We start from the raw sequence: 22,831 nt of genomic DNA, 5'->3' as shown, positions 1-22,831 counted from the left end.
GCATTTTCATTTTGTCCGAACCTCATCCGGTTATTTTTCTTTCAGCTGTTCAATTTCTGTTCCCGGAAAATAGTGCCTCAATATTTCCCTATAGGTGTATCCTTTATAGCTCATCACTGCGGCTCCGATCTGGCAGAGTCCTACACCATGTCCCCAGCCGGCTCCTATTAAACGAAACCCACACGTTTTATCATCATCAGTCTTTTTTTCTACGATAAAAGCGGAACTATAAAGATGTGTCGGGGACAGGGCTTTCCGGATAAGCAGTTCTTTGCCGATGATCCGGGATTTTTTAGAACCGACCACCTGTAACCGGATTAAACGTCCAGAGGGTCCCCTTTCTATAGGAATTAACTCTTCAATCTGGCCGAAATCCATGCCTAAGCGATTCCGGATCAATTCTGAAAGTTCCTGTTGGGTATAATACACTTCCCAGCGAAAAAAATCGGTTGTTTCCTGGTCGTAATCGTTCAATACATTTGCCAGTATATTTTTATCGTTTGTATGGCAAAAAACATTGGGTTTTTCCTTTACCCAGCGTTCCATTGCTGCTTCTTGTGTCAAATCATAGGAAAAAGGGGTGTGTTCGGGTGTATCCGGGACCGATTTTAAGTAAGGGTGAATATTCTTTTCCCAGACATTTTCAAAATTTTCTGTAATACCTCCGCAACATTTGGAAAAGCGGGTATCACAGACCTCCCCTTGATAGGTAAGGATTTCTCCGCGGGTTGCTTCTATGGCTTGCCGGACTGCCGGGGCCGTTATCTTTTGAATTCCCTGATAGCGCTGGCAATGGTCGTCAGCACAGACATCGAAATAGAGATGATCTTCCCGATCATACCAACGGATATAAGTAGAAGTATCGTTTATAAAATTGGTTTGTGCCGTTTGTCCTTTCCTGCATTCGGCTTTGGCTCGTTGAGCCAGCAACCAGCTTCTGGAAATGACGGCATGAGTTTTTAAAAGTTCGGGAAAAGACATAGCGCTCATCTCTGAAGAAATGACACTTTGCAGATAATCTTCGATATCAAGAATATTCACAGCTCTGAGTTGTCCGTTTTCTGCAATAATTTTCAGTCTACCTTTGAATCGTTGATTTTCTTTTCTTTCCCAATGGAAATGGATACCGATGGTGACATCGGACAATTCAAATGTAGAAGAATCTGCTTCTTGGGGACAAAAACAGAGGGGAAGAGAAAGCAATCGTATACCGGAGGTATTTTCGACTTCAACTTGTCCTTCCTTCCAGGAAAGCTTCAGTTTTTGGGTATAAAGAGTGGATGTTGTAGACTCCCTATACTCCCCTCTGAAAAATACATTAATTTCCTGGGCGGCTAATATACCAACACTAATTTCCATATCTATTCTTTTGAACAAGTAATTGTCTGGCTTTTAATTCAATGCTACGGAGGCGGTCTTTGTACAAATTGTGTGCATTTTCCTGAGGCAGAGAAAGAGAGGCATCGGAATTATCTTCCCAGCGCCGGCAGAGATAAATCGGATCGAAGATACGCCCGATACGGTATTGGCGGGAAATAGCCAGTGCTACCGCATAATCTTCTCCATAACTACAATCGGGAAATTTGATCTCCCGAAGGATAGGGGTGTAGAAAGCCCGGGGGGCTCCGAAGCCGTTTATCCGGAGGGCGTTATTGTGTCCATTTTCGGAAGTCCATTCCCGGTGGTCAATCTTGCCGGGAGGAATTTCTTCTAAATTGAAATTGACCATTTGATAAGAACCGATCACCATAGCTGTTCTTTCTTTGCGGAACATTTGAATAATTCTTTGAAGGGTATCCGTTCCCGCATATAAATCATCGCTATCGAGTTGAACGCAGAAGCGTCCGCATCTGGGGTCAGTGATGGCCCGGTTCCAGCAGCCTCCAATTCCCAATTGGAATTGTTCCGGAAAAATAGGTATAATTTGAGGGTGGCGGTTGGCTAATTCTTGAATAATACCGCTTGTCCGGTCTGTAGAATAGTTATCGACCACCAAAATATTATATTCGAAATCGGTCTGTTGTTTTAGGGCAGAGAAGAGAGCTTCTGAAATAGTACGTTCGCGGTTTTTAACCGGAATAACGATGCTGGCTTCCACTGGAAATCCGCTCTCTTCAAAGGAAATTTCCGTCTGAGGGGAAGGAAGCCAGGCTTGTATATCTTTCAGATATTGGGTAAAGACTCTTTCCCGTTCTATTTGTACATTCCGGTTAGAGGGGGTTACGTAATCGAAAATCCGGTTACCGGAGCTTCGGGTGTCTGTACTTTGTTCTGTATATAAATATTCCGGAATCCTCAGGATTTCACCTTTTTGAGCTATTTTTAACCGGAGGTCATAAAGCGCGGAGTAATTGTAATATTCTTCCATACAGCTTACTGCTTCTTTAAAACTTTCGGTAGCAAAGAAGAGGACAGATCCGAATTGAAAATCATCCCTGACACTTCCGAATTGATAATCGATGAGCGGATGGGGAACCGTTTGTTGCTCTTTGATTTCGTAATAGTCTGAATAAAGGAAAGCTGCGGAGGTATCTTTTGCTACTTGTATGAAGCGTTCCAGTGCATGGGGGCTTAACTGAAGAAATAAGGATTTTGTGTAAAGCAACAGATAAGGGGTTTGGCATAAACCGGCGATGATTTTCAGGGCTCGGGTATCTTCTAAACCAGGAATTCCGATGGTTTTTGCGGGAAAAGAAAAAGTTTCTTCTTTTTGCAAAATATATACTTCTTTTACCGGAGCGGAATGGGTCAGGGTTGTATAAGTCCGGTTTATATCGTCCGGAGCTCCGCCGGCGATAAAACAAGTAATCAGTTTATTCATGAGTTGTATATTACACTTCCGGCCGGATTCCGATATATGAGCCGGTTTTTACCGGAATCAAATATATTACTTTTCTTCTAAAATATAAATTTTCCGGACTGATTTCAAATCCTTATCTTTACCGTATTAATTCGTACAGCAAAGATGAGCTATTTAATTGCAGACAGTGGTTCTACCAAAACCCAATGGTGTATTGTACGGTCGGGTCAGGAACCGGAAGAGTGCTATACTACTGGTATCAATCCGATTTATTTGTCGGAGGCGGACATTCGGAATCTCTTGGTGCGGGAATTTCCAGTCGGTTGTACAGGTATAGAGAAAATCTGGTTTTACGGAGCAGGATGTGCTTTTCCGGAGAAAAATGCCTGTGTACAGTCGGCTTTGTCCTCTTATTTTCATTGTCGAGAAGTAGAGATTGCTTCCGATTTAATGGGGGCGGCGAGGGCTTTGTGTGGCCGCCGTCCCGGGATCGTCGGCATTTTAGGTACGGGATCTAACTCTTGTTATTACGATGGGAAAGAAATCGTGTCGAATGTTGCTCCTCTGGGTTTTATTCTGGGGGATGAAGGGAGTGGTGCTGATCTGGGGAAAAGATTAGTGGCTGATTTATTAAAAGGAATATTGCCTTCCGAATTGAAAGAATTATTTTTCGCAGAAACGCAAACTTCTTATGCTGGGATCATCGAAAGTGTATATCGTCGGCCGTTACCCAACCGTTACCTGGCCGATTTTACTTCTTTCATCAGGCGGCATATCGGTTTCCCGGAGATAGAACAGATCGTTCTGGAAGCGTTTGATAGCTTTATTGGCCGGAACCTTATGCAATACCGGCAGATTTCAGAAACTGAGATTTCTTTCACCGGGAGTATTGCCTATATTTTCAAAAAACAATTGGAACGACAATTGCAAAAATACGGTTTAAAACCCGGAGTTTTTAAGCAGGCTCCGATGAACGGTTTAAAAGAATACCATAAAATAGACATGATTTTGTAATGCCATTTCATGCTTTTTGTAGGGCCTGTAGTACGCCTCGCAGGGAGGCATACGTTTGAGGCAGAATCCGGTCTATTTCCCGAGTACGGAGCCAGAAAACCTCTTCGATACCTTCAGCTGTTTGAGGGATTAACGCTTGTCCGGTGGGGCAAGTCATCGTATACCAATACGTCTTTTTTAAATGCCATTTTTCTTCCCGGAAATAAATATGCCAGGTGGTTTGTAAGAACGTTTGGATCGTCAACTCCCGTATACCACATTCTTCCTCGACTTCTCTGAGCGCGCATTCTTCGATGCTTTCTCCCTGTTCTACATGTCCTTTGGGGAGGTCGATAACGCCCAGGCGTTTTATCATCAGTAGTTGGTCGGTCTGCCGGACAATTCCGCCTGCGGCCTCTACGACAGTAAAAAAAGACTGGAATTCGGCAAAAAGCTGCCCGGCATCCGGGGCATAAATTTTGGCGTGAAAAATGTTCGGTTCCCTGAGGAGGTGAAAAATATAATTTTTTGTTGTCTGTGAAGACGTATGTACAAACACGTCTGGAGAGTTTTTTAATAAGCTCTTATCATCACTTAAGAGAAAAGAGCTTTCTTTAAAAAATACTTTGTACATTTGCATCTGAAAAATAGATATTACGATTAGAATAATAATCTTACAAAATTAATAAAAATGAGTACAGTTGCAGAAAATGTTGCCTTACATTTATTGAAAATTAAAGCGATAAAACTTGAACCTACCCATCCGTTTACCTGGGCTTCCGGGTGGAAATCTCCTATTTATTGTGATAATCGGAAAACTTTATCTTATCCTGAAGTGCGGGCTTATATCCGGGATCAGTTTGCAGCTGTCGTACGTGAAAAATACCCGGATGCTGAAGTTATTGCAGGAGTGGCTACTGGTGCCATTGCTCAGGGAGTGTTGGTGGCTCAGGAGTTGAATCTTCCCTTTATATATGTCCGTTCTTCTGCAAAATCGCACGGTTTGGAGAATCTGATTGAAGGGGATTATAAAGCAGGTCAGAAAGTAGTGGTCGTTGAAGATCTGATTTCTACGGGGGGCTCCAGTTTACAAGCTGTTGAGGCTTTGAGAAATGCCGGGTGCGAAGTACTGGGGATGACGGCTATTTTTACTTACGGCTTTCAAAAAGCTGTCGATAATTTTGAGGCGGCTCATTGTGAGCTGACGACATTGAGTAATTACAGTGCTATGATCGATTTGGCTTTAAAAACGGGATATATACAGGAAAGCGATGTCGACAAATTAAAAGAATGGAGGAAGAGCCCGGAGACTTATAAATAAGGCTTGGGTACAAATGTCGGTAGGAAATGAGGTGAAACGGCAATTTTTATTTATTTGTTCTTTGGGGGGAATAGAGTATACCGGTAATAGAATTGTAAATTTTGTGGAACCCGGGAAACAAGAATGGCATATTTCTTGTAAAATAGATTTTAGGAAATCAGGAGATTATGGCAGAATTAAAAATAGTTAGTGAAGTTTTTAAAATCACAAGTACGATTGATGATGTTTATTCTTTTTTATCCGATTTTAACCGGATAGGAATGGTTGTAAATATGGCCAGGCAAATGGGAGGAGCGGAGCAGATGGGAAAATTGGCGGAAAAAATAGAAGATGTGCAATTTTCTGAGGATTCTTGTACGGTGCAGGTAAAGGATTTGGGAGAAGTGGCGGTAAAAATTGTCGAAAAAGAATATCCCAAACTTATTAAATTAGGTGGGGATGGGCAAGTGCCGTTTCAGTTTAATTTGTGGATACAGTTATTGGAAAATGGCCCTTATGATACCCGGATGCGCCTTACTTTTGATGGGGAGATGAATCTGATGATGAAGATGATGCTGAAAGGAAAATTGGAGAAAGGAATCAATCAATTGGGGGAGGGATTGGCGAAAATACCTTATATGCTTTTCAATAAAAAAAGCGAATCTTAGATTCGCTTTTTTTAGGCTCTTAGTTTTTGTGCATTTAGCTTGTTCAGATGTGCCGCCGCATATTCTTTTGTGACGGTAATACTTTTTTGGTCTTGGGAAGGGACCTCATACATCAGATCCGTCATAATGGCTTCGCATATAGACCGGAGTCCCCGGGCTCCTAATTTAAATTCAATAGCTTTATCCACAATATATTCATATACATCGTCGTTAAACTTCAGCGTAATTCCGTCTAATTCAAACAATTTGATATACTGTCTGATAATCGCATTTTTCGGTTCTGTGAGAATATTGCGCAAAGCGAGTCTATCGAGTGGTTCCAAATAAGTCAGGATAGGCAAACGACCGATAATTTCCGGGATAAGTCCATAAGATTTTAAATCCTGGGGTGCGATGTATTGTAAAAAATTGTCTCTGTCAATCTGATGGGTAGATTTCTCTGAATTGAATCCCACGACCTTAGTATTCAGGCGTAAGGCAATTTTGCGTTCGATCCCGTCAAAAGCGCCTCCGCAGATAAAGAGAATATTTTTAGTATTCACGGGGATCATTTTTTGATCGGGGTGTTTGCGTCCGCCTTGGGGAGGAACGTTGACAATAGAGCCTTCCAATAATTTCAGCAGACCTTGTTGAACCCCTTCCCCGCTTACGTCCCGGGTAATGGACGGATTATCTCCTTTCCGGGCGATTTTGTCCAATTCGTCTATAAATACAATTCCTTTTTCTGCTGCTTCCACATCATAATCAGCGGCTTGCAAGAGGCGGGTCAGGATAGATTCGATATCTTCTCCGACATATCCGGCTTCTGTCAACACCGTTGCATCTACGATAGTAAAGGGAACATGCAACATCTTAGCGATTGTCCGGGCGAGTAAGGTTTTACCGGTACCCGTCCTTCCGACCAGGATAATATTCGATTTTTCGATTTCCACTCCGTCGTCGGAATCTTTTTGAAGCAGTCGTTTGTAATGATTATAAACGGCTACAGCTATGTGTTTTTTCGCTTCATCTTGTCCGATGACATATTGGTCGAGAAAAGCTTTAATTTCCCTGGGTTTTTTTATTTCGATTTTGTCTAAGTTGAGGGTAGATTTACTCTTCATCTCTTCTTTGACGATTTCGAAAGCCTGTGTCGCACACGCATCACATATAAATCCGTCCGTCCCTGCAATTAAGAGGTCTACTTCATTTCTGGAGCGACCGCAGAACGAACATTTATCTTGCATTTTCATTCTTTTTTTCTCTGATTAGAACTTTGTCAATCATACCGTATTCCAGAGCTTCCTGTGCTGTCATCCAATAGTCCCGGTCGGAATCTTTTTCTATTTTTTTATAAGGATTTCCGGAATGTTCGGCGATAATCGTATACAATTCTTTTTTCAATTTCTGGATTTCCCGGGCTGTGATCTCGATATCGGAAGCCTGTCCTTGAGCGCCTCCTAAAGGCTGGTGTATCATAATACGGGAATGCTGTAAAGCAGAACGTTTTCCCTTGGTCCCGGCGGTCAGCAACACCGCACTCATAGAAGCTGCCAGTCCGGTACAGGTCGTCGCTATATCACAACTGATGTATTGCATGGTATCGTATATACCCAATCCTGCGTAGACAGATCCTCCGGGAGTATTGAAATAAATCTGAATATCTTTGCCCGGATCTGAAGTTTCCAGGAAAAGAAGCTGGGCCATAATAATATTGGCTACATCCTCGTCAATAGGTACTCCCAGGAAAATAATCCGGTCCATCATCAACCGGGAAAATACATCCATAGAAGCTATATTCAACTGTCGTTCCTCTATAATATTGGGAGTGAGATAGCTGTTGGTCACCGACTGGAATTTTTCCAGTGTCAGGCTATTGATGCCTTTGTGTTTTATCGCGTATTTTTTGAATTCGTCTTGTGGAAACATATATTTACCGTTTTTATTTGGACGGCTAAATTACAAAAAACAAACTGAATGACAAAATGCAATAAGGCAGGGAACAGTTCTTTTGGGAAAAGTAAAAGGAGAAAATATAAATTTTTAAAGAAGAAAAAGTTTTTTTGAAGCTTATTCGATTATTTTTGCAGAGCAAAAACCGGAAAATAAGTCGGTTTGTAAAAACCATTCGGGTAATTGCAACAAGAATAAAAAGTAGTGTAAAAATAAAAAGACTTGGGAGGGACTGGAAAACGGCCGGTGAACCGAGGGGATTAAAATGACAGCAAATGACAGCAAATTGGTTTGAAGCAAAAGTGAAGTATGTAAAAGTAAGCGAGGATGGCAGAGAGAAAAAAGTAAATGAATCCTATCTGTTAGATGCCCTGTCGTATACAGAGGCAGAAAGCAGAATCATGCATGAAATGGAATCCTTAATCAAAGGAGAATACTATATCAGTGGTTTGAAAAAATCGAATATTACCGAATTGGTCCTGTCGGAAGATGAAAACGATGATCGTTGGTATAAAGCCAAAGTGGCTATTATAGATGCAGACGAAGTCAGTGGAAAAGAGAAATCCAGTAGCCAATATTATCTGATAGCGGCAGCCAATATTAACCGGGCTTTGGAAAACTTGGAAAAAAGCCTTTCTACTTTTGTTGTCCCATACGAGATTACTGGTATAGCAGATACTTCCTTTATGGATGTTTTTCCCTATTTTTCGGAAGAAGCAACAGATATTCCGGCGAATTTAAAACCTTTGAAAAAAGAAGAAACAGAGACGGAAAATTTGGAATAATTGGGGCAGAAAAAAGCCTTTTTTAAAAAGGTCGTAATGTTAAATTTTTTTTATTTTCCGTAAACGTTTGAGTAAGGCGTCTTTCTTGAGAAAAGAGAGGCGCATTTCTTTTCGTAAAAGATTGGTTTAATCTGTTTTTCTTTGTTAACTTTGACGTCCTTAAAAGACAGAACTGTTAAAATCATACAGATAGATTCTTTTGTGTAGAGGAAATGTTCGTAAAGTCGAAGGAAAAGGTGGAAAATAACTTTAAAATAGAAACAAAAAATCATATAAGAACGCTTAAATGAATTAAAAGATTGTAATTATGAAAACACGTCTTGAACATGATCTGTTGGGCGAAAAAGAGGTACCTGCAGACGCTTATTATGGAATACAGACTCTAAGAGGAATAGAAAACTTTGCCAATATCAGTGGAATTGAAATTGGAAATTATCCTCATTATGTAAAAGCTTTGGCTATGGTAAAATGGGCTGCTTCCCGGGCGAACCAAGAACTGGGCTTATTGCCGGACAATATTGCCACAGCTATCCAAAAAGCTTGTGAAGAAATTATAGAAGGAAAACTGGGAGATCAGTTTCCGGTGGATTTGATACAGGGAGGAGCCGGTACTTCAACGAATATGAATATCAATGAGGTGGTAGCCAACCGGGCGTTGGAATTGATGGGGCATCAAAAAGGGGAATATCAGTATTGCCATCCCAATAACCATGTAAATTTATCCCAGTCTACCAACGATGCTTTCCCGACTTCTTTCAAATTAGCATTCATTTTTATGAATGAAGAACTGGTTGCTGAATTGAAGCTATTAATCCAGGCTTTCCGGGCTAAAGGAGAAGAATTCAAGGAAGTATTGAAAATGGGCCGCACACAGTTACAGGATGCTGTACCTATGACATTGGGACAGGAATTCGAAGCTTTTGCTGCCAATATGGAAGAAGAAATTGATCGTTTGAATCAAATGGCTCGGTTATTCTTGGAAGTAAACATGGGAGCTACGGCTATCGGTACAGGAATCAATTCTGAGCCCGAATATTCTCAAAAATGTATCAAGAACTTGCGCATTATCAGCGGACATGAATTTTTGCTGGCTTCCAACTTAATCGAGGCTACTCCGGATACGGGTTCTACGGTAATGTATTCATCCGCATTGAAACGACTGGCTGTAAAATTGTCAAAAATCTGCAATGATTTGCGTTTATTATCCAGTGGGCCGCGTTGTGGCTTAAATGAGATCAATTTGCCTCCGATGCAACCCGGATCTTCCATCATGCCGGGCAAAGTGAATCCGGTTATCCCCGAGGTTGTGAATCAGATTTGTTACCGTATTATCGGGAATGACCTGACGGTTACTTTTGCCGCTGAAGCCGGACAATTACAATTGAACGTTATGGAACCGATTATTGTACATGCTATTTTCAGTTCTATCAAGATGTTGCAGAAAGGTATGGAACGGTTGAGAGTATTGTGTGTAGAAGGAATTACGGCGAATGCTCAACGTTGCCGGGAAATGGTGTTAAACAGCATCGGAATTGTAACGGCTTTGAATCCGACTTTAGGATACGAGAATTCTTCCCGGATTGCCAAAAGAGCTTTGAAAGAAAATAGAAGTGTATATGATTTGGTATTGGAAGAAAAATTGTTGACCAAAGAAGAACTGGACGAATTACTGAAACCGGAATTGATGATTAAACCTCATAAATTTTACCGGAAAAAATAAGAAAGATCAGTGAAGATATTCCTGAAGCTGAATAGGAATAAAAGGGTCTGGATTTCCAGTTACTTAAAAAATAAAATGGGGTTGTCCTGAAAGGACTTTTGGGACAGATGAGTGGCTAACCTGTGGTTTTGATAAGCAAATATCAAGGGAGAATTTAGGGAACGTCAATCTTCAAAAATTATCCTTTCGATTTTTGGGACAACCTCATTTCTAAAAAGGCAGGGAGATAAATCGTAAGTTTCTTTTAAAGAAATAGCATTTTTCATGTAACTTTCTGATTTTATAACCGTTCTCTATTTTGAAAAATCAAAAGTAAATCAATACATTTTTTTCTCTGTCCAAGTTTAAATTTTCGGAAGAATATTGGAGTAGAGAAGGGGAAACGAAAGAATAAATTTTGAAATTCAATAGATGTTTAATCAAATCAAAAAGAGATGAAAGGAAAATTGACAAAAGGAGTGGCAATTCTGCTACTTGTTACGACATCTGTTATGATGTCAGGATGTTACGGATCGTTTGCTTTAACTTCTAAGTTACATCGTTGGAACGGCCAGGTGTCGAATAAGAAGTTTGTAAATGAATTGGTGTTTTTCGGCTTATGTATTTTGCCGGCTTATGAATTAGCTTGTTTAGGAGATGCATTGATTTTTAACTCAATCGAATTTTGGGGAGGAAATAATCCTATCGCTATGAACGAAGGGGAGACGGAGGAGATGGATGTAGTCAGAAAAGGACAAACTTATCATTTAACCAAGACATTGAATAATTTAGAAATTTCTCAGGCAGACGGAGAAAGTGTACATTTCCGGTATTTCCCCGAAGAGAAGAGTTGGTATCTGATGGAAGGAGAGAGTAAAGTGAAAGTGGTGGAAATGAAAAAGAAAACCGTTTTTACTTATCTGCCCAATAATAAAACCTTAGCTTTCGATCAGAATAATGCTGCTGAGATCGAGACGGAAATCATGGCGGCTCAATAATCCGGAAGAAAGACAAAACAGGAAATTCCGAGCCCGTTTTTCGATTCAGGTAATTCAAACCGATAAATGTCTGACAAACTTTTACTGGAAAGAAACGGTAGTTTGAATAAGGAAGATTTTATCCGGAACGTTGTATACTGTAATGAGTAAGGCATCGTTCCGTTTCGGGAAGAAGTATTTATCTGTTCAGGAAGGATGGGCTGGGATTTTCCTTTTTGTATAACAGGGAATTAGAAAATGGAAATTTTCCATCAACTAATGTATCTCCATTTTATTTTTGTTTTAAACAAACGTCTGATTTGGGTGGCAAATACCGTATTTTCTTCTTTCTGGAGATCCGGATCTTCTTCCAGGAGGGAGGAGGCGATTCGGGAAGCTTCGTTCAGGATCAAGGCATCTTTTCCCAAATTAGCTACTTTTAAGTTGCAACTCAAGCCGCTTTGTTGCGTGCCTTCGATATCTCCGGGACCGCGTAATTTTAAATCGGCTTCGGCTATTTCGAAACCGTCGTTTGTAGACACCATGGTGTCTATTCTTTTGCGGGAGTCATTCGATATTTTATAAGAGGTCATCAAAATACAATAGGATTGTTCGGCCCCTCGTCCTACGCGTCCGCGTAGTTGGTGTAGCTGCGAAAGCCCAAAACGTTCAGCGCTTTCGATGACCATAAGAGAAGCATTGGGTACGTTTACTCCCACTTCAATTACGGTGGTAGCTACCAGGATTTGAGTTTCGCCGGTGACAAAAAGGCGCATTTCTTCCTCTTTATCTACCGCTTTCATTTTCCCGTGAACCATACTGGTTTTATAGCCTTTCGATAAAAAATATTCATTGATTTTTTGATAGCCTTCTTCCAAATTCCGAAAATCCATTTTTTCTGATTCTGAAATCAAGGGATATACAATATAAGCCTGACGTCCTTTCTTTAGTTCCTGTTCGATGAATTTAAATATCTCCTGGCGTTTGGTGTCAAAAGCATGTAAAGTTGTTATCGGCTTCCGGCCCGGAGGAAGTTCGTCGATGACGGATACGTCCAGGTCCCCGTATAAAGTCATGGCTAATGTCCGGGGAATCGGTGTAGCTGTCATGACTAACACATGCGGGGGGATATTATTTTTATGCCATAATTTGGCGCGTTGGGCTACTCCGAAGCGATGCTGTTCGTCTATAATCACCAGTCCGACATTGTTGAAAGCAACTACATCTTCCAGCAGGGCGTGGGTTCCGATAATGATTTGCAGACTGCCGTCGGCGAGTTGCTGATGAATCTCTGTACGTTCTTTCTTTTTGGTGGAGCCGGTGAGTAAGGCGATTCGGATTCCCATATCTTTCAGCATCTCGCTGATCGTCGTAAAATGTTGGTTGGCCAGGATTTCCGTCGGAGCCATCAGGCAGGTCTGATAATGATTGTCCAAAGCCATGAGCATGCACATCACTGCAACCAAGGTTTTGCCGCTGCCGACATCTCCTTGGAGAAGCCGGTTCATTTGCTTTCCGCTGCCGCAATCTTGCCTGATTTCTTTAATGACTCTTTTCTGGGCATTTGTGAGGGGAAAGGGGAGATACTGATGGTAAAACGTATTGAAATAATCTCCGATGAGTGGGAACGGACAGCCCTTGAAAGCGATTTTCCTTTTATACTTTAACTTCAGTATATTGAGTTGTATATAAAACAACTCTTCGAACTTTAGTCGGAACAGGGCTTTTCGTAATGTTTCCGGAGATTCGGGAAAATGAACATTGTACAACGCCTCATGCAGATACAACAGCCGGTATTTTTGAATGAACCAGGCCGGTAGCGTTTCCGGTATTTTCCCGTTGATATTTTTGAAGATGGCGCCTTGTATTTTACTAATTGCTTTGGAATTGAGAAAAGCTTTTTTCATCTTTTCCGTTGTCGGATAAACGGCTTGAAAACCGGACAATAAATGAGAAGCCTTTTCAAAGAGATCTATTTCCGGATGGATAATATTTAATTTTCGGTTAAATGCAGAAGGTTGTCCGAAAATAAGATATTCTTTCTCTGTTTCGATCTGACTATTCAGATATTTAAAGCCTTTAAACCAAATGAGTTCCAATTCTCCGGTTTCATCGTAAGCCGTGGCCGACATGCGTAGGGATTTTCCGGCTCCCAGACTTTTCAGGTCCCGGATCCGGGCTTTAACCTGAATGTAGGGTAAATGAGGGTTGAGATCGGCAATTTTGTATATTTTTGAGCGGTCTATGTATTTGTACGGGATATGATATAACATCTCTTCGTAACTTTGAATACCTAGTTCTGTATTCAAAATTGCCGCTTTTTTTTCACCGACGCCGGTAAGAAATTTAATATTTAAGCCTGAAATTTCCAAAAACTGAAAAGTTTAAAACTATATGAAACCAACGATTTTCCACTTACTCCTGCCTGTTTTTGCCCTGTCTTTTTATCTGAGTACGAAAATAAAAAAAATAAGTGAGTTCGTTCAGGATGTCGGAAATATATTTTAATTTCGTAAGGATTATTTGGAACACAAAACATAAAAACGAAACAAGAGTGTATTCCTATTTAAGAGAGAGGTTAAAGCATGCGGTTCGTTTTCGTCATAAACGGGGATTTGGCGTACATTCTCCCTTTATGTTCAATCTGATATTGAATATTATCCGGGATAAGGGAAAAAAATTTATCTATCCGGAGCGGGCCGAAAGACAGCCCGGTATCCGTTACCGGGAGAAAAAATTTTATCGGTTATTGTATCGGATGGCAAACTATTTGGAAGCTCAGCACGTTTTATGTTTTAGCGCCAAACCGGAAAATGTATTTTTGTATTTATCGGAAGTAGGGGAGGGGACAAAAATTGTAAAAAACGAACCCGGGCAGTTGGCAGAAGCTGACTTTATTTATATTGGAAGAGATGCCCGCAGGGTGTTGCAGGGGATTCCTTTGTGTTTGGATGAGGAGAGACAATCCCGTATTTGTTTGGTGATCAGCGATATTTATAAAAATAGTTTTAATGCTTATTTATGGCAGCAGGCCGCAAGAAAAGCAACGGTAACCATTGACATGATGTGGTACGGAATTTTGCTTTACGACAAGAAGTTGCAAAAAGGAAGATATAACTTGATTATTTAATCGGATTTAATTTAGGACTTATGAAAATATATACGAAAACAGGTGATAAAGGAATGACCTCTTTGGTCGGCGGAACCCGGGTCGCTAAAAATAGTGTCCGTTTGGAGGCTTATGGGGGAGTAGATGAATTGAACAGTTATCTCGGTTTTATCCGTTCTTTTGAGATTGATATAGCCGTAAAACAGGAGATCATTGCCATACAGAATATTCTTTTCTCTGTCGGAGGGAATTTGGCTACGGATACGACTGTCGAAGGAATAAAAGCGAAGTTGGTCGTAACGGAAGAGGAGGTAATACGTCTGGAACAGGCAATGGATAAAATGGATATGGAATTGCCTCCGTTGACGAGCTTCATTCTACCCGGAGGGGGATCGGCTGCCTCCGTTTGTCATATTGCCCGGACGGTATGCCGGAGAGTAGAAAGACGGATTCTGGATGTAGCCGAAGAATATCCGGTGGATGAATTGCTGATTAAATACATCAACCGTTTGTCGGATTATTTGTTTGTCTTAGCGCGTAAATTAGCTTTTGAAGCCGGTGTGGAAGAGGTAAAATGGGGCTCCTGGAAGAAATAAGAATATCTGTTTAACTCCTTCTGCTCCAACGCTGTTTGTTACAGTTGGGGATTATATTTTATTGAAAAAATAGAGAATAGTAAAATTTATGCTATCGATTGTGTAATAGAGGAAGTAAAAAGATATATAATTCTTGAGTTTTGTGGCTGATTTATTTATAATAAGATATTTATAAATACAATTTAAAAGCAATCGGTTGTGGGGCGTCTTAAAAGTAAGAGAATGAAATTTATTATATGTGTGTGTTTATTGCTGGGGGGGTATAGGTTAGCGGCACAGTCGGTACGGTTGATTCCCTGGCCTGTTTCGATAGACGTATCGGAAGAGAAGTTTGAGTTAAGGAGAGGAAACATTTATTGCTCGGAGGAGGTACTCCTTTCAGAGGCCGAATTTTTGAAAAAGAAATTGGAAGAAACCGGATTGCCGGGACGGATTGAAAAACGGCTTAACCAAAGGTGTAACATCGTTCTGCAATTGGATGAGCAGTGCAGGACAGAGGAAGAATATCGGTTACGAATGACTCCGGATCGGTTGACGGTGAGCGGGAAAACGCCGGTTGCAATTTTTTACGGCATTCAAACTTTATTACAACTTCTGGAGAATGGGGAGCGGCTAAAAGGAGGGATTGCCGGGCCTTGTTGCCAGATAGAAGATTATCCCCGGTATAGGTGGAGGGGATTTATGTTGGATGAATCCAGGCATTTTTTCGGAAAGGAAAAGGTGAAGCAATTACTGGACCTGATGGCTTATTACAAATTGAATAAATTTCACTGGCATTTGACAGACGAACCGGGTTGGCGGATTGAAATTGAAAAATATCCCCGGTTAACTAGTGTTGGAGGAAAAGGAAACTGGAGCAACCCGCAAGATACGGTGGCCCGATTTTATACCCGCGGGGAGATAAAGGAAATTGTAGCCTATGCAGCTGAACGCCATATCGAGATTGTTCCGGAAGTGGATATGCCGGGGCATGCAACGGCAGCGAATAAGGCTTACCCGCAATATTCCGGAGGAGGAACTCCTACCCATCCCGATTTTACCTTTCATCCGGGAAAAGAGGACGTATATACTTTTTTAGGGGAAGTATTGAAGGAAGTAGCTGGATTATTCCCTGCTTCATACATACATATTGGAGGAGATGAGGTGGCTTTTGGCAGTAAGGCTTGGCAGGATGATCCGGAAATTCTGCAGTTGATGGAGCGGGAAAAGTTGAAGAATAGTAAGGAAGTAGAAGGGTATTTTATGCATCGGATGGGGGATACGGTGAAAGAGCTGGGTAAAAAAGTTGTCGGTTGGGATGAATTGCTGGATGCACATCCGGATACGGCTTCGACTATAATTTTTTGGTGGAGGCATGATCATCCGGAAGTGTTAAGGGCGTCTTTACAAAAGGGATTTGCAACAGTTTTGTGTCCCCGGAGACCTTTGTATTTTGATTTTCTACAACAAAAGGCAGACAAATGGGGTCGGGTGTGGGATGGTTTTTGTCCTTTAGAAGACGTATATGCTTTTCCGGAAAAACAGGAGGAGGAATGGAATTTGCCGGCGTATAGCCGGGATTTTATCCTGGGAATTCAGGCAAACCTTTGGACGGAGCGGATTCACAATGAGAAGCGGTTGGATTATATGACGTTTCCTCGTTTATGTGCTTTAGCTGAAGCTGCCTGGACATTAGAAGAGAGAAAGGATTACGGGCATTTCTTAAATCGTTTGGAAGATGCTTATCGGTTGTTGGACAGATACGGTATTTATTATTTTGATTCCCGTAATCCGGCAGCTCATCCGGAACCGGAGGGCTGTCGCCGGCAAGAGCGGGAAATGCCTTTGGATTTCCGGGATTAGGGTTTATTACAAAGTGATAGAGATCGGAGGTACTGAAATAAATTTAATCCCCAACAGATGAAGAGGCTGAGTGTAATCGGATTTATGATATGCCTTTACTTAAATGGAATGGCAGGGACAGCAGGGATGGAGGCCGTAAAGCGGCGTCTTTGTGAGTCTTATTTCCGGGTGTTGAACAATGCTCCGGAATTGCGGGCAGAAATTAAGCAATTTAACAGGGGGAGCAGAAATCCCGATATAATGATCCGGGAGCTGAAAGAAGGAAGCGAGGAGGAAGAAGTGTATTCTTATTTGAGTACGTTAAATCCGGAAGGGAATTGGCCGGACATCTTTTATGACGATAGCAGTCGTAGTGGTTGGCAGCCTTCTTTTCACGCCGAACGTTTGTTGTGTCTGGCAAAAGCTTATCGGAATCCGGTTTCGGCTTATTATGGAAAAAAGGACGTCAGAGAAAAGATAAAGCAAGCACTGGCTTATTGGTTCCGGGGAAATTTTCGTTGCCGGAATTGGTGGTATAACGAGATTGGTGTGCCCAAGATGCTGGGAGGTGTTTTTTTGTTGATGGAATCGGAAATGGATGAGGAGGAAAGGGGAAAAGCCATCGCTTATATGGGAAATGCCCGATTGGGCCGTACGGGGCAAAACCGGGTATGGTTGGCTGAAAATGTGTTGGTCCGGGCTTTGCTGCAGAACGATACACTTCTTTTTATACAAGCCCGGGAAGAAATAGTGCGGGAGTTGAAGATTCAGCCGGAAGGAGAAGGGATAAAACCGGATAGGAGTTTTCAGCAACACGGTTCCCAATTGCAATTCGGAAACTACGGTTTGGCTTTTATCCATACGATGGCTCATTGGGCTTGGGTATTTCAGGATACGGAATATGCTTTGAGTCCCGGACAGATAGAGGTCTTGCGGTCTTATTTGCTCGAAGGGTTACAATGGGTTGTTTGGAGGGGATATATGGATATCAGTGCCTGTGGGCGTCAATTATTTGAGGGTACTCAGCGGGGGAAAGCCTTGGCTTTGGGAAAAGCGGTCCGGAATATGATGCTGGCTGATCCGGCTTACCGGAAACAATACGAACAATTTTATAGCGTTCATCTGCAAGGGAGAAAGCCGGGTCGTGGAAAAATAGGATGCCGTTTTTTTCCTTATTCCGATTATGGGGTGTTCCGGAGTAAAAAGTGGTCTGCTACTGTAAAGATGAGTTCTACCCGGGTCATTGGCGGAGAAATTGTGAATAGTGAAAACCTGAGGGGGGATTATTTAGGAGAGGGGGCTCTTTTTTGTTATATCCGGGGCGATGAGTTTCGCGATATCTTTCCGGTATGGGATTGGCAAAGGATTCCGGGGGTAAGTTGTCCCATCGGAGGGGGACCCTTTGGGCAAGAAAGGCGATGGGGTATATTTCAGAATACAGGAGATTTTGTGGGTGGAATTTCCGACGGTAGGACGGGGATGATGGCTTTGGAAATAGAGAAAGATACTTTACAGGCTTATAAAACTTATTCTTTTACAGGGAAGACTATTATTTGTTTAGGGAGCGGGATAAAAGGGAACGGAAAAATAATGACTTCTGTGGCCCAATGCCTGCGGAGGGGAAAAATAGATTCTTTGAATTTACTTTCCGGCCAGGGGATAGCCTATTATCACGATGGAATCGTGTATATTTTTCCGGAAAAGAAAAATTTGAGTTATGCGGGGGGAATACAAAAAGGGAATTGGAAAAGAGTTGCTGCTTTTTACGATACGACAGGAATTGAAAAAGAGGTGTTTCGTCTAGGATTGGAACATCCGGAGAAAGGGGGGCAATACAGCTATATGCTTGTGCCGGGAGTAACGGAAAAAAGCTGGAAGAGAGTAGTGAGAACTTTGCCGGAGAAGTTTTACCGGTGTGAAGAAAGTGTGCATTTTATTAAATCAGGTAAAAAGTGGCAGGTTGCCTTTTTTGCGGCAGGTGCTGTGGAATTCGAGCCGGGAGTCACTTTGACTGCGGAGGAGGCTTGCCTCCTAATGTGCCGGAAAACGGGAAGAAAATATCAATTCAGGATATGCGATCCGACACAATCTCAAAAGCAAATCCGATTGAGTTTGTCCGGTAAGTGGGAAGGGGAAGGCAGTCGCTATGATTCGGAAGAAGAAAAAACTTTTGTTTGCATAAATGTAGTTGAAAGATACGGGAAAGAGGTGGCCTGTATACTGAGGAAATGCAGGCCTTAAAGAAGGAGCGTTTAAATGTTTGAAGGAGGAGGGTAGTTTGGAGGACTGATTTATGTTTATCCGGGAATTAGCTGTCAGCATAAACTTTGGAAGAGGTTTGTAAAATGAATCGGGAACATTTATTTGGACTAATACATCAGGTGTTCGATTCTTCACAAGAAAAGGAGCTGTTTCGTAAAAGATTTTTTGAACATTTACACTTTTGAACATTTTTTGCATATTTGTACAGTCGATTATAAGAATAAAACAAATAAATAAAAAAAGATGAAATTGAAACTGGCCGGCATGAGTTTAATGCTCTTTTGGGTATGTTCAGTAATTGCCCAATCCTCTCCCGTAAGAACAGGACAAGATTTGAGAATAATGAGTTACAATATCCACAATGGTATGGGATTGGATGGACGGAGGGATTTAGAGCGGATCGCGGCCGTTATTCTGGAGGTAAATCCGGATATAGTGGCTCTTCAGGAAGTGGACAGTGTTACAGAACGTTCCGGGAAACAGGATATGATGCAAATTTTAGGAGAATATACCCTGATGCGCCCGATTTTTGGAGAGGCGATTCCTTATCAGGGCGGGAAATACGGAGTCGGTATTTTGTCCCGGGAAAAGCCTTTAAATTGGTATACTTTGCCGCTTCCGGGCCAGGGAGAAAAAAGAGTTTTATTGATTGCTGAATTTGAAAAGTATGTTTTTTGTGTCACCCATTTTTCTTTAACGGAAGCCGACCGTTTAGCCAGTTTGCCGATACTTATACAGGCTGTCGAAAAATATGAGAAGCCGGTATTTTTAGCCGGAGATTTAAATGCCCTTCCGGATTCTCCTGTGATTCAGGGATTAAAGCAAAAATTCCGGCCTTTGACCGATCTGAAAAAGATGACTTTCCCAGCCGATCTGCCGACAGAATGTTTGGATTATATATGGGGGATAAAAGGAGGGGAAGTACCTGCTTATGCTGGAGTACAGAGCAAGGTCGTGGAAGAGTCTGTCGTTTCTGACCACCGTCCGGTATATGCCGATATCCGGCTGGGAGTTTCCAAGGATGACATCTTCCGGACCCGTCCTTATTTACAGAATCCAACGGGGCAAGGCATTACAGTCAGTTGGCTGACGAATGTACCCGTTTACAGTTGGGTGGAATTTGGTACGGATACCTTGAATTTAAAACGAGTGCATACCTTGGTGGACGGGCAGGTCATAGCCAATAATTATATCCATAAGATTCGTCTGAGTCCGTTGGAAGCGGGTAAGACCTATTATTATCGGGTATGTTCCCAAGAAATATTGTCTTATAAAGCTTATAGTAAGGTGTTTGGTGAAACAGCCTGTACCGGCTTTTTCTCTTTTACGCTCCCCGGAGAAAATGAGAAGGATTTTACAGCTTTGATATTCAATGATGTACACAAACATGCACAGACTATGGATTCTCTGTATGCCGGAGTAAGAGATGTAAAATACGATTTTGTATTTTTCAATGGAGATTGTATTGACGATCCGGCTAATGAAGAACAGGCTGTCCGGTATTTGTCTTATTTTAACGATAAAGTCGGAGGAAATAGAGTGCCGGTATTTTACCTGAGAGGAAATCATGAAATCCGGAACGCTTATTCCATTCAGTTGAGGGAACTATTTGATTACGTAGGGGATAAGACTTACGGAGCTTTTAACTGGGGAGATACCCGTTTTGTCATGTTGGATTGTGGGGAAGATAAGCCGGATACCACCTGGGTATACTATGGACTGAATGATTTCAGTCAGCTGCGGCAGGATCAGATCGGTTTTTTAAAGGAAGAATTAAATTCCAAAGCTTTCAAAAAGGCTGCTAAAAGAGTACTCATTCATCATATTCCGGTTTTTGGAAATACCGATCGTTATCAGCCTTGTCGGGAATTGTGGGGTGATTTGGTTGGTAAAGCGCCTTTTCAGGTGGCGGTCAATGCGCATACCCATCGGTTTGCCTATCATCCGGCCGATAAAGAACATGCCTTCCCGGTAGTGATCGGAGGAGGGTATTCTTTGAAAAATGCGACTGTTATGGTTCTGGAAAAGCGGGGGAATAAAATGACCTTAACGGTTAAAAATGCAGAAGGAAAAGAATTGCTGAAATTAACTTTTTGAGAGAAAACGAGGAATATTTTTTTGCATTTTAAAGTTAAGTCCTTATGATGGATATAAAGAATTCGTTATGGTTAAGTGCTTCTTTTTTGATGGGGACAGCTGCGGTTACGGCTCAACAGGTGAAGAAACCGCATATTATTCTGATTATGACCGACCAGCAGCGAGGGGATTGTCTCGGGATTCAGCAGTCGTTTATAAAGACACCCAATTTGGATGCTCTTGCCCGGGAAGGTATCTGTTTCGATAAAGGTTATTCGACCACTCCTAGTAGTACGCCGGCCCGGGCAGCTTTATTGACGGGTTTGTCGCCCTGGCATCATGGTATGATGGGGTATGGAGTGGTAGCGGAGCGTTATCGCTACGAAATGCCCCGGTTGTTGCGGGAAAGGGGATACTATACATTTGGTATAGGTAAAATGCATTGGTTTCCTCAAAAAACTTTACATGGTTTTCATGGGACATTGGTTGACGAAAGCGGGCGTGTGGAACAAAATGGGTTCGTCAGTGATTACCGCGACTGGTTTAAGTTGAATGCCCCCGGTAAAAATCCGGATGCACTCGGTATCGGCTGGAACGATCATACGGGAGGTGTTTATCCGCTGGATGAAAAATTACATCCGACTTGGTGGACTGGAGAAATGGCCGTGGAATTTATTCATCATTATAAATCAGATAAACCTTTATTTCTAAAAGTGTCCTTTGCCCGTCCACACAGTCCGTACGATCCGCCTCAGCGTTACTTGGATATGTATCGGGATGTGAAAATCCCGGAACCGGTTATCGGGGAATGGGCTGGGAAATTTGCCGGGGAACCGCAAAAAGCGGATGCTGCTTTCGGAGATTTCGGCGTAGAGCATGCTGTGGATTCAAGGAGGCATTATTATGCGGCGATTACTTTTATCGACGATCAGATAGGAAGAGTGATACAGGCGTTGAAAGAGGAAGGCCTATATGAAGACGCTGTCATTTGTTTTGTATCGGATCACGGAGATATGCTGGGGGATCATCACCATTGGCGAAAAACTTATGCGTACGAAGGATCTTCTCATATCCCTTTTTTGTTGCGTTTGCCTTCCTGGATGCAGAACGAGAGAAAGCAGGGAGAGCATTTATCCTATGTGGTGGAACTGAGGGATGTACTACCGACTTTTCTGGATGCTGCCGGAGCAGAAATCCCGGAGGATATGGATGGGGCTTCTTTATTATCATTATTACAGGAAAAACAGCCCCAATGGAGAGAGTATATCGACTTGGAACATGCCACTTGTTATCGGGCTGATAATTACTGGTGTGCTTTGACAGATGGGAAAATGAAATATATCTGGTTTTTCCATACGGGGGAAGAACAATTGTTTGATTTGACTAACGATCCTCAGGAAAGAACAGATCTGTCCGGACAGAAAAAATATAGTAAACTATTGGAAATCTGGAGAAACCGTATGGTCGTACATTTAGAGGAAAGAGGAGAGGAGTTTGTAAAAGAGGGGCAATTGCAGAAACTTCAACGCACGCATTTATATAGCCCAAACTATCCTCAGGATAAGCGGTCGAAAAAAGAAAAATTGAGAGATTGGAAAAAAGACAGTCGCTAGGATATGGTTTATTTTATAAAATGTAGATAAGAGAGCATTTTTTCACTCGGCCTATTTCTATACAGAAAACTGCTGAAAGTTGAGATTTTAAGATACCGGGCTTATGTTGCAGGCGGCACTTATTCTCTTTTATCAACTAATGAGGTTATCTCCAAATGAATTGAATTTTCACAAGAAGAATGAGAGAAATTATCCAAATG

General features: G+C 41.9%; 18 protein-coding genes. 12 read left to right on the top strand and 6 right to left on the bottom strand.

The genetic code is table 11. The features are described from left to right. Positions 1–30: 30 nt before the first annotated feature. Together HMPREF9449_RS08120 and HMPREF9449_RS08115 are read right to left on the bottom strand one after the other, a co-directional pair. Positions 31–1,359, bottom strand: a complete 1,329-nt coding sequence (locus HMPREF9449_RS08120; RefSeq protein WP_009136777.1) for a SpoIID/LytB domain-containing protein — start codon at positions 1,357–1,359, stop codon at positions 31–33. Continuing rightward, the gene (locus HMPREF9449_RS08115; RefSeq protein WP_009136776.1) at positions 1,349–2,821 is read right to left on the bottom strand and encodes a glycosyltransferase family 2 protein; all 1,473 of its coding nucleotides are present in this window, start codon (positions 2,819–2,821) and stop codon (positions 1,349–1,351) included. The genes HMPREF9449_RS08120 and HMPREF9449_RS08115 overlap by 11 nt, the downstream gene beginning before the upstream one ends. Positions 2,822–2,965: 144 nt before the next feature. On the opposite strand from HMPREF9449_RS08115, the gene HMPREF9449_RS08110 reads away from it, so the two are divergent. Beyond that, complete coding sequence (locus HMPREF9449_RS08110; protein WP_009136775.1) at positions 2,966–3,814, top strand: hypothetical protein; 849 nt, start codon at positions 2,966–2,968, stop codon at positions 3,812–3,814. A 7-nt stretch (positions 3,815–3,821) separates the two neighbouring features. On the opposite strand, the gene HMPREF9449_RS08105 is transcribed toward HMPREF9449_RS08110, so the two are convergent. Next, positions 3,822–4,352 (bottom strand): NUDIX hydrolase, encoded by a 531-nt coding sequence (locus HMPREF9449_RS08105; protein WP_232211411.1) that lies wholly within the window; start codon positions 4,350–4,352, stop codon positions 3,822–3,824. Positions 4,353–4,484: 132 nt separating this feature from the next. On the opposite strand from HMPREF9449_RS08105, the gene pyrE reads away from it, so the two are divergent. Both pyrE and HMPREF9449_RS08095 read left to right on the top strand, forming a co-directional pair. Next, on the top strand, positions 4,485–5,114 hold the full coding sequence (pyrE, locus tag HMPREF9449_RS08100; RefSeq protein WP_009136773.1) for an orotate phosphoribosyltransferase: 630 nt from the start codon (positions 4,485–4,487) through the stop codon (positions 5,112–5,114). A gap of 167 nt (positions 5,115–5,281) precedes the next feature. Continuing rightward, positions 5,282–5,761 (top strand): hypothetical protein, encoded by a 480-nt coding sequence (locus tag HMPREF9449_RS08095; protein WP_009136771.1) that lies wholly within the window; start codon positions 5,282–5,284, stop codon positions 5,759–5,761. An 11-nt stretch (positions 5,762–5,772) separates the two neighbouring features. Here HMPREF9449_RS08095 and clpX read toward each other — a convergent pair whose 3' ends face one another. Beyond that, a complete protein-coding gene (clpX, locus tag HMPREF9449_RS08090) occupies positions 5,773–6,987 on the bottom strand; it encodes an ATP-dependent Clp protease ATP-binding subunit ClpX (RefSeq protein WP_009136770.1) in 1,215 nt (404 codons plus the stop codon). Beyond that, positions 6,977–7,669 carry an ATP-dependent Clp endopeptidase proteolytic subunit ClpP gene (gene clpP, locus HMPREF9449_RS08085; RefSeq protein WP_009136769.1) on the bottom strand — a complete coding sequence of 231 codons (693 nt, stop codon included), beginning with the start codon at positions 7,667–7,669 and terminating at the stop codon, positions 6,977–6,979. Before clpP ends, clpX begins: the two co-directional genes overlap by 11 nt. A gap of 299 nt (positions 7,670–7,968) precedes the next feature. On the opposite strand from clpP, the gene HMPREF9449_RS08080 reads away from it, so the two are divergent. The 3 genes from HMPREF9449_RS08080 to HMPREF9449_RS08070 all read left to right on the top strand — a co-directional run bounded on the left by HMPREF9449_RS08080 (position 7,969) and on the right by HMPREF9449_RS08070 (position 11,175). Further along, on the top strand, positions 7,969–8,478 hold the full coding sequence (locus HMPREF9449_RS08080; RefSeq protein WP_009136768.1) for a DUF4494 domain-containing protein: 510 nt from the start codon (positions 7,969–7,971) through the stop codon (positions 8,476–8,478). A gap of 307 nt (positions 8,479–8,785) precedes the next feature. Then, a complete protein-coding gene (aspA, locus tag HMPREF9449_RS08075) occupies positions 8,786–10,198 on the top strand; it encodes an aspartate ammonia-lyase (protein ID WP_009136767.1) in 1,413 nt (470 codons plus the stop codon). 434 nt (positions 10,199–10,632) lie between these two features. Next, a complete protein-coding gene (locus HMPREF9449_RS08070) occupies positions 10,633–11,175 on the top strand; it encodes a DUF3332 domain-containing protein (protein ID WP_009136766.1) in 543 nt (180 codons plus the stop codon). A gap of 251 nt (positions 11,176–11,426) precedes the next feature. Here HMPREF9449_RS08070 and recG read toward each other — a convergent pair whose 3' ends face one another. Beyond that, positions 11,427–13,526, bottom strand: a complete 2,100-nt coding sequence (recG, locus tag HMPREF9449_RS08065) for an ATP-dependent DNA helicase RecG (RefSeq protein ID WP_009136765.1) — start codon at positions 13,524–13,526, stop codon at positions 11,427–11,429. 182 nt (positions 13,527–13,708) lie between these two features. Between recG and HMPREF9449_RS08060 the strand changes: the two genes are divergently transcribed. From HMPREF9449_RS08060 to HMPREF9449_RS08035, 6 genes are all read left to right on the top strand, one after another. After that, complete coding sequence (locus tag HMPREF9449_RS08060) at positions 13,709–14,284, top strand: hypothetical protein (RefSeq protein ID WP_147640036.1); 576 nt, start codon at positions 13,709–13,711, stop codon at positions 14,282–14,284. Positions 14,285–14,304: 20 nt separating this feature from the next. Next, positions 14,305–14,859 (top strand): cob(I)yrinic acid a,c-diamide adenosyltransferase, encoded by a 555-nt coding sequence (locus HMPREF9449_RS08055; protein ID WP_009136763.1) that lies wholly within the window; start codon positions 14,305–14,307, stop codon positions 14,857–14,859. Positions 14,860–15,081: 222 nt separating this feature from the next. After that, positions 15,082–16,701, top strand: a complete 1,620-nt coding sequence (locus HMPREF9449_RS08050; RefSeq protein WP_040611278.1) for a beta-N-acetylhexosaminidase — start codon at positions 15,082–15,084, stop codon at positions 16,699–16,701. 57 nt (positions 16,702–16,758) lie between these two features. Beyond that, positions 16,759–18,921, top strand: a complete 2,163-nt coding sequence (locus tag HMPREF9449_RS08045; protein ID WP_009136761.1) for a polysaccharide lyase family 8 super-sandwich domain-containing protein — start codon at positions 16,759–16,761, stop codon at positions 18,919–18,921. A 264-nt stretch (positions 18,922–19,185) separates the two neighbouring features. Continuing rightward, a complete protein-coding gene (locus HMPREF9449_RS08040) occupies positions 19,186–21,039 on the top strand; it encodes an endonuclease/exonuclease/phosphatase family protein (protein WP_009136760.1) in 1,854 nt (617 codons plus the stop codon). Positions 21,040–21,086: 47 nt separating this feature from the next. Continuing rightward, positions 21,087–22,631, top strand: a complete 1,545-nt coding sequence (locus HMPREF9449_RS08035; protein WP_050810432.1) for an arylsulfatase — start codon at positions 21,087–21,089, stop codon at positions 22,629–22,631. Positions 22,632–22,831: the final 200 nt, after the last annotated feature.

Source organism: Odoribacter laneus YIT 12061, from assembly GCF_000243215.1.
Taxonomy (GTDB): domain Bacteria; phylum Bacteroidota; class Bacteroidia; order Bacteroidales; family Marinifilaceae; genus Culturomica; species Culturomica lanea.
Note: the sequence above shows the minus strand (reverse complement) of the source record. Positions and strands in the feature narration are given on the sequence as shown.

Bases quoted from the DNA above. Each gene is read 5' to 3' on its own strand.
- HMPREF9449_RS08080 (WP_009136768.1), top strand. From the start codon at position 7,969: ATGACAGCAAATTGGTTTGAAGCAAAAGTGAAGTATGTAAAAGTAAGC.
- pyrE (WP_009136773.1), top strand. From the start codon at position 4,485: ATGAGTACAGTTGCAGAAAATGTTGCCTTACATTTATTGAAAATTAAA.
- HMPREF9449_RS08035 (WP_050810432.1), top strand. From the start codon at position 21,087: ATGGATATAAAGAATTCGTTATGGTTAAGTGCTTCTTTTTTGATGGGG.
- clpX (WP_009136770.1), bottom strand. From the start codon at position 6,987: ATGCAAGATAAATGTTCGTTCTGCGGTCGCTCCAGAAATGAAGTAGAC.
- HMPREF9449_RS08055 (WP_009136763.1), top strand. From the start codon at position 14,305: ATGAAAATATATACGAAAACAGGTGATAAAGGAATGACCTCTTTGGTC.
- HMPREF9449_RS08050 (WP_040611278.1), top strand. From the start codon at position 15,082: ATGAAATTTATTATATGTGTGTGTTTATTGCTGGGGGGGTATAGGTTA.
- aspA (WP_009136767.1), top strand. From the start codon at position 8,786: ATGAAAACACGTCTTGAACATGATCTGTTGGGCGAAAAAGAGGTACCT.
- HMPREF9449_RS08095 (WP_009136771.1), top strand. From the start codon at position 5,282: ATGGCAGAATTAAAAATAGTTAGTGAAGTTTTTAAAATCACAAGTACG.
- HMPREF9449_RS08045 (WP_009136761.1), top strand. From the start codon at position 16,759: ATGAAGAGGCTGAGTGTAATCGGATTTATGATATGCCTTTACTTAAAT.
- HMPREF9449_RS08110 (WP_009136775.1), top strand. From the start codon at position 2,966: ATGAGCTATTTAATTGCAGACAGTGGTTCTACCAAAACCCAATGGTGT.
- HMPREF9449_RS08120 (WP_009136777.1), bottom strand. From the start codon at position 1,359: ATGGAAATTAGTGTTGGTATATTAGCCGCCCAGGAAATTAATGTATTT.
- HMPREF9449_RS08040 (WP_009136760.1), top strand. From the start codon at position 19,186: ATGAAATTGAAACTGGCCGGCATGAGTTTAATGCTCTTTTGGGTATGT.
- HMPREF9449_RS08115 (WP_009136776.1), bottom strand. From the start codon at position 2,821: ATGAATAAACTGATTACTTGTTTTATCGCCGGCGGAGCTCCGGACGAT.
- clpP (WP_009136769.1), bottom strand. From the start codon at position 7,669: ATGTTTCCACAAGACGAATTCAAAAAATACGCGATAAAACACAAAGGC.
- HMPREF9449_RS08070 (WP_009136766.1), top strand. From the start codon at position 10,633: ATGAAAGGAAAATTGACAAAAGGAGTGGCAATTCTGCTACTTGTTACG.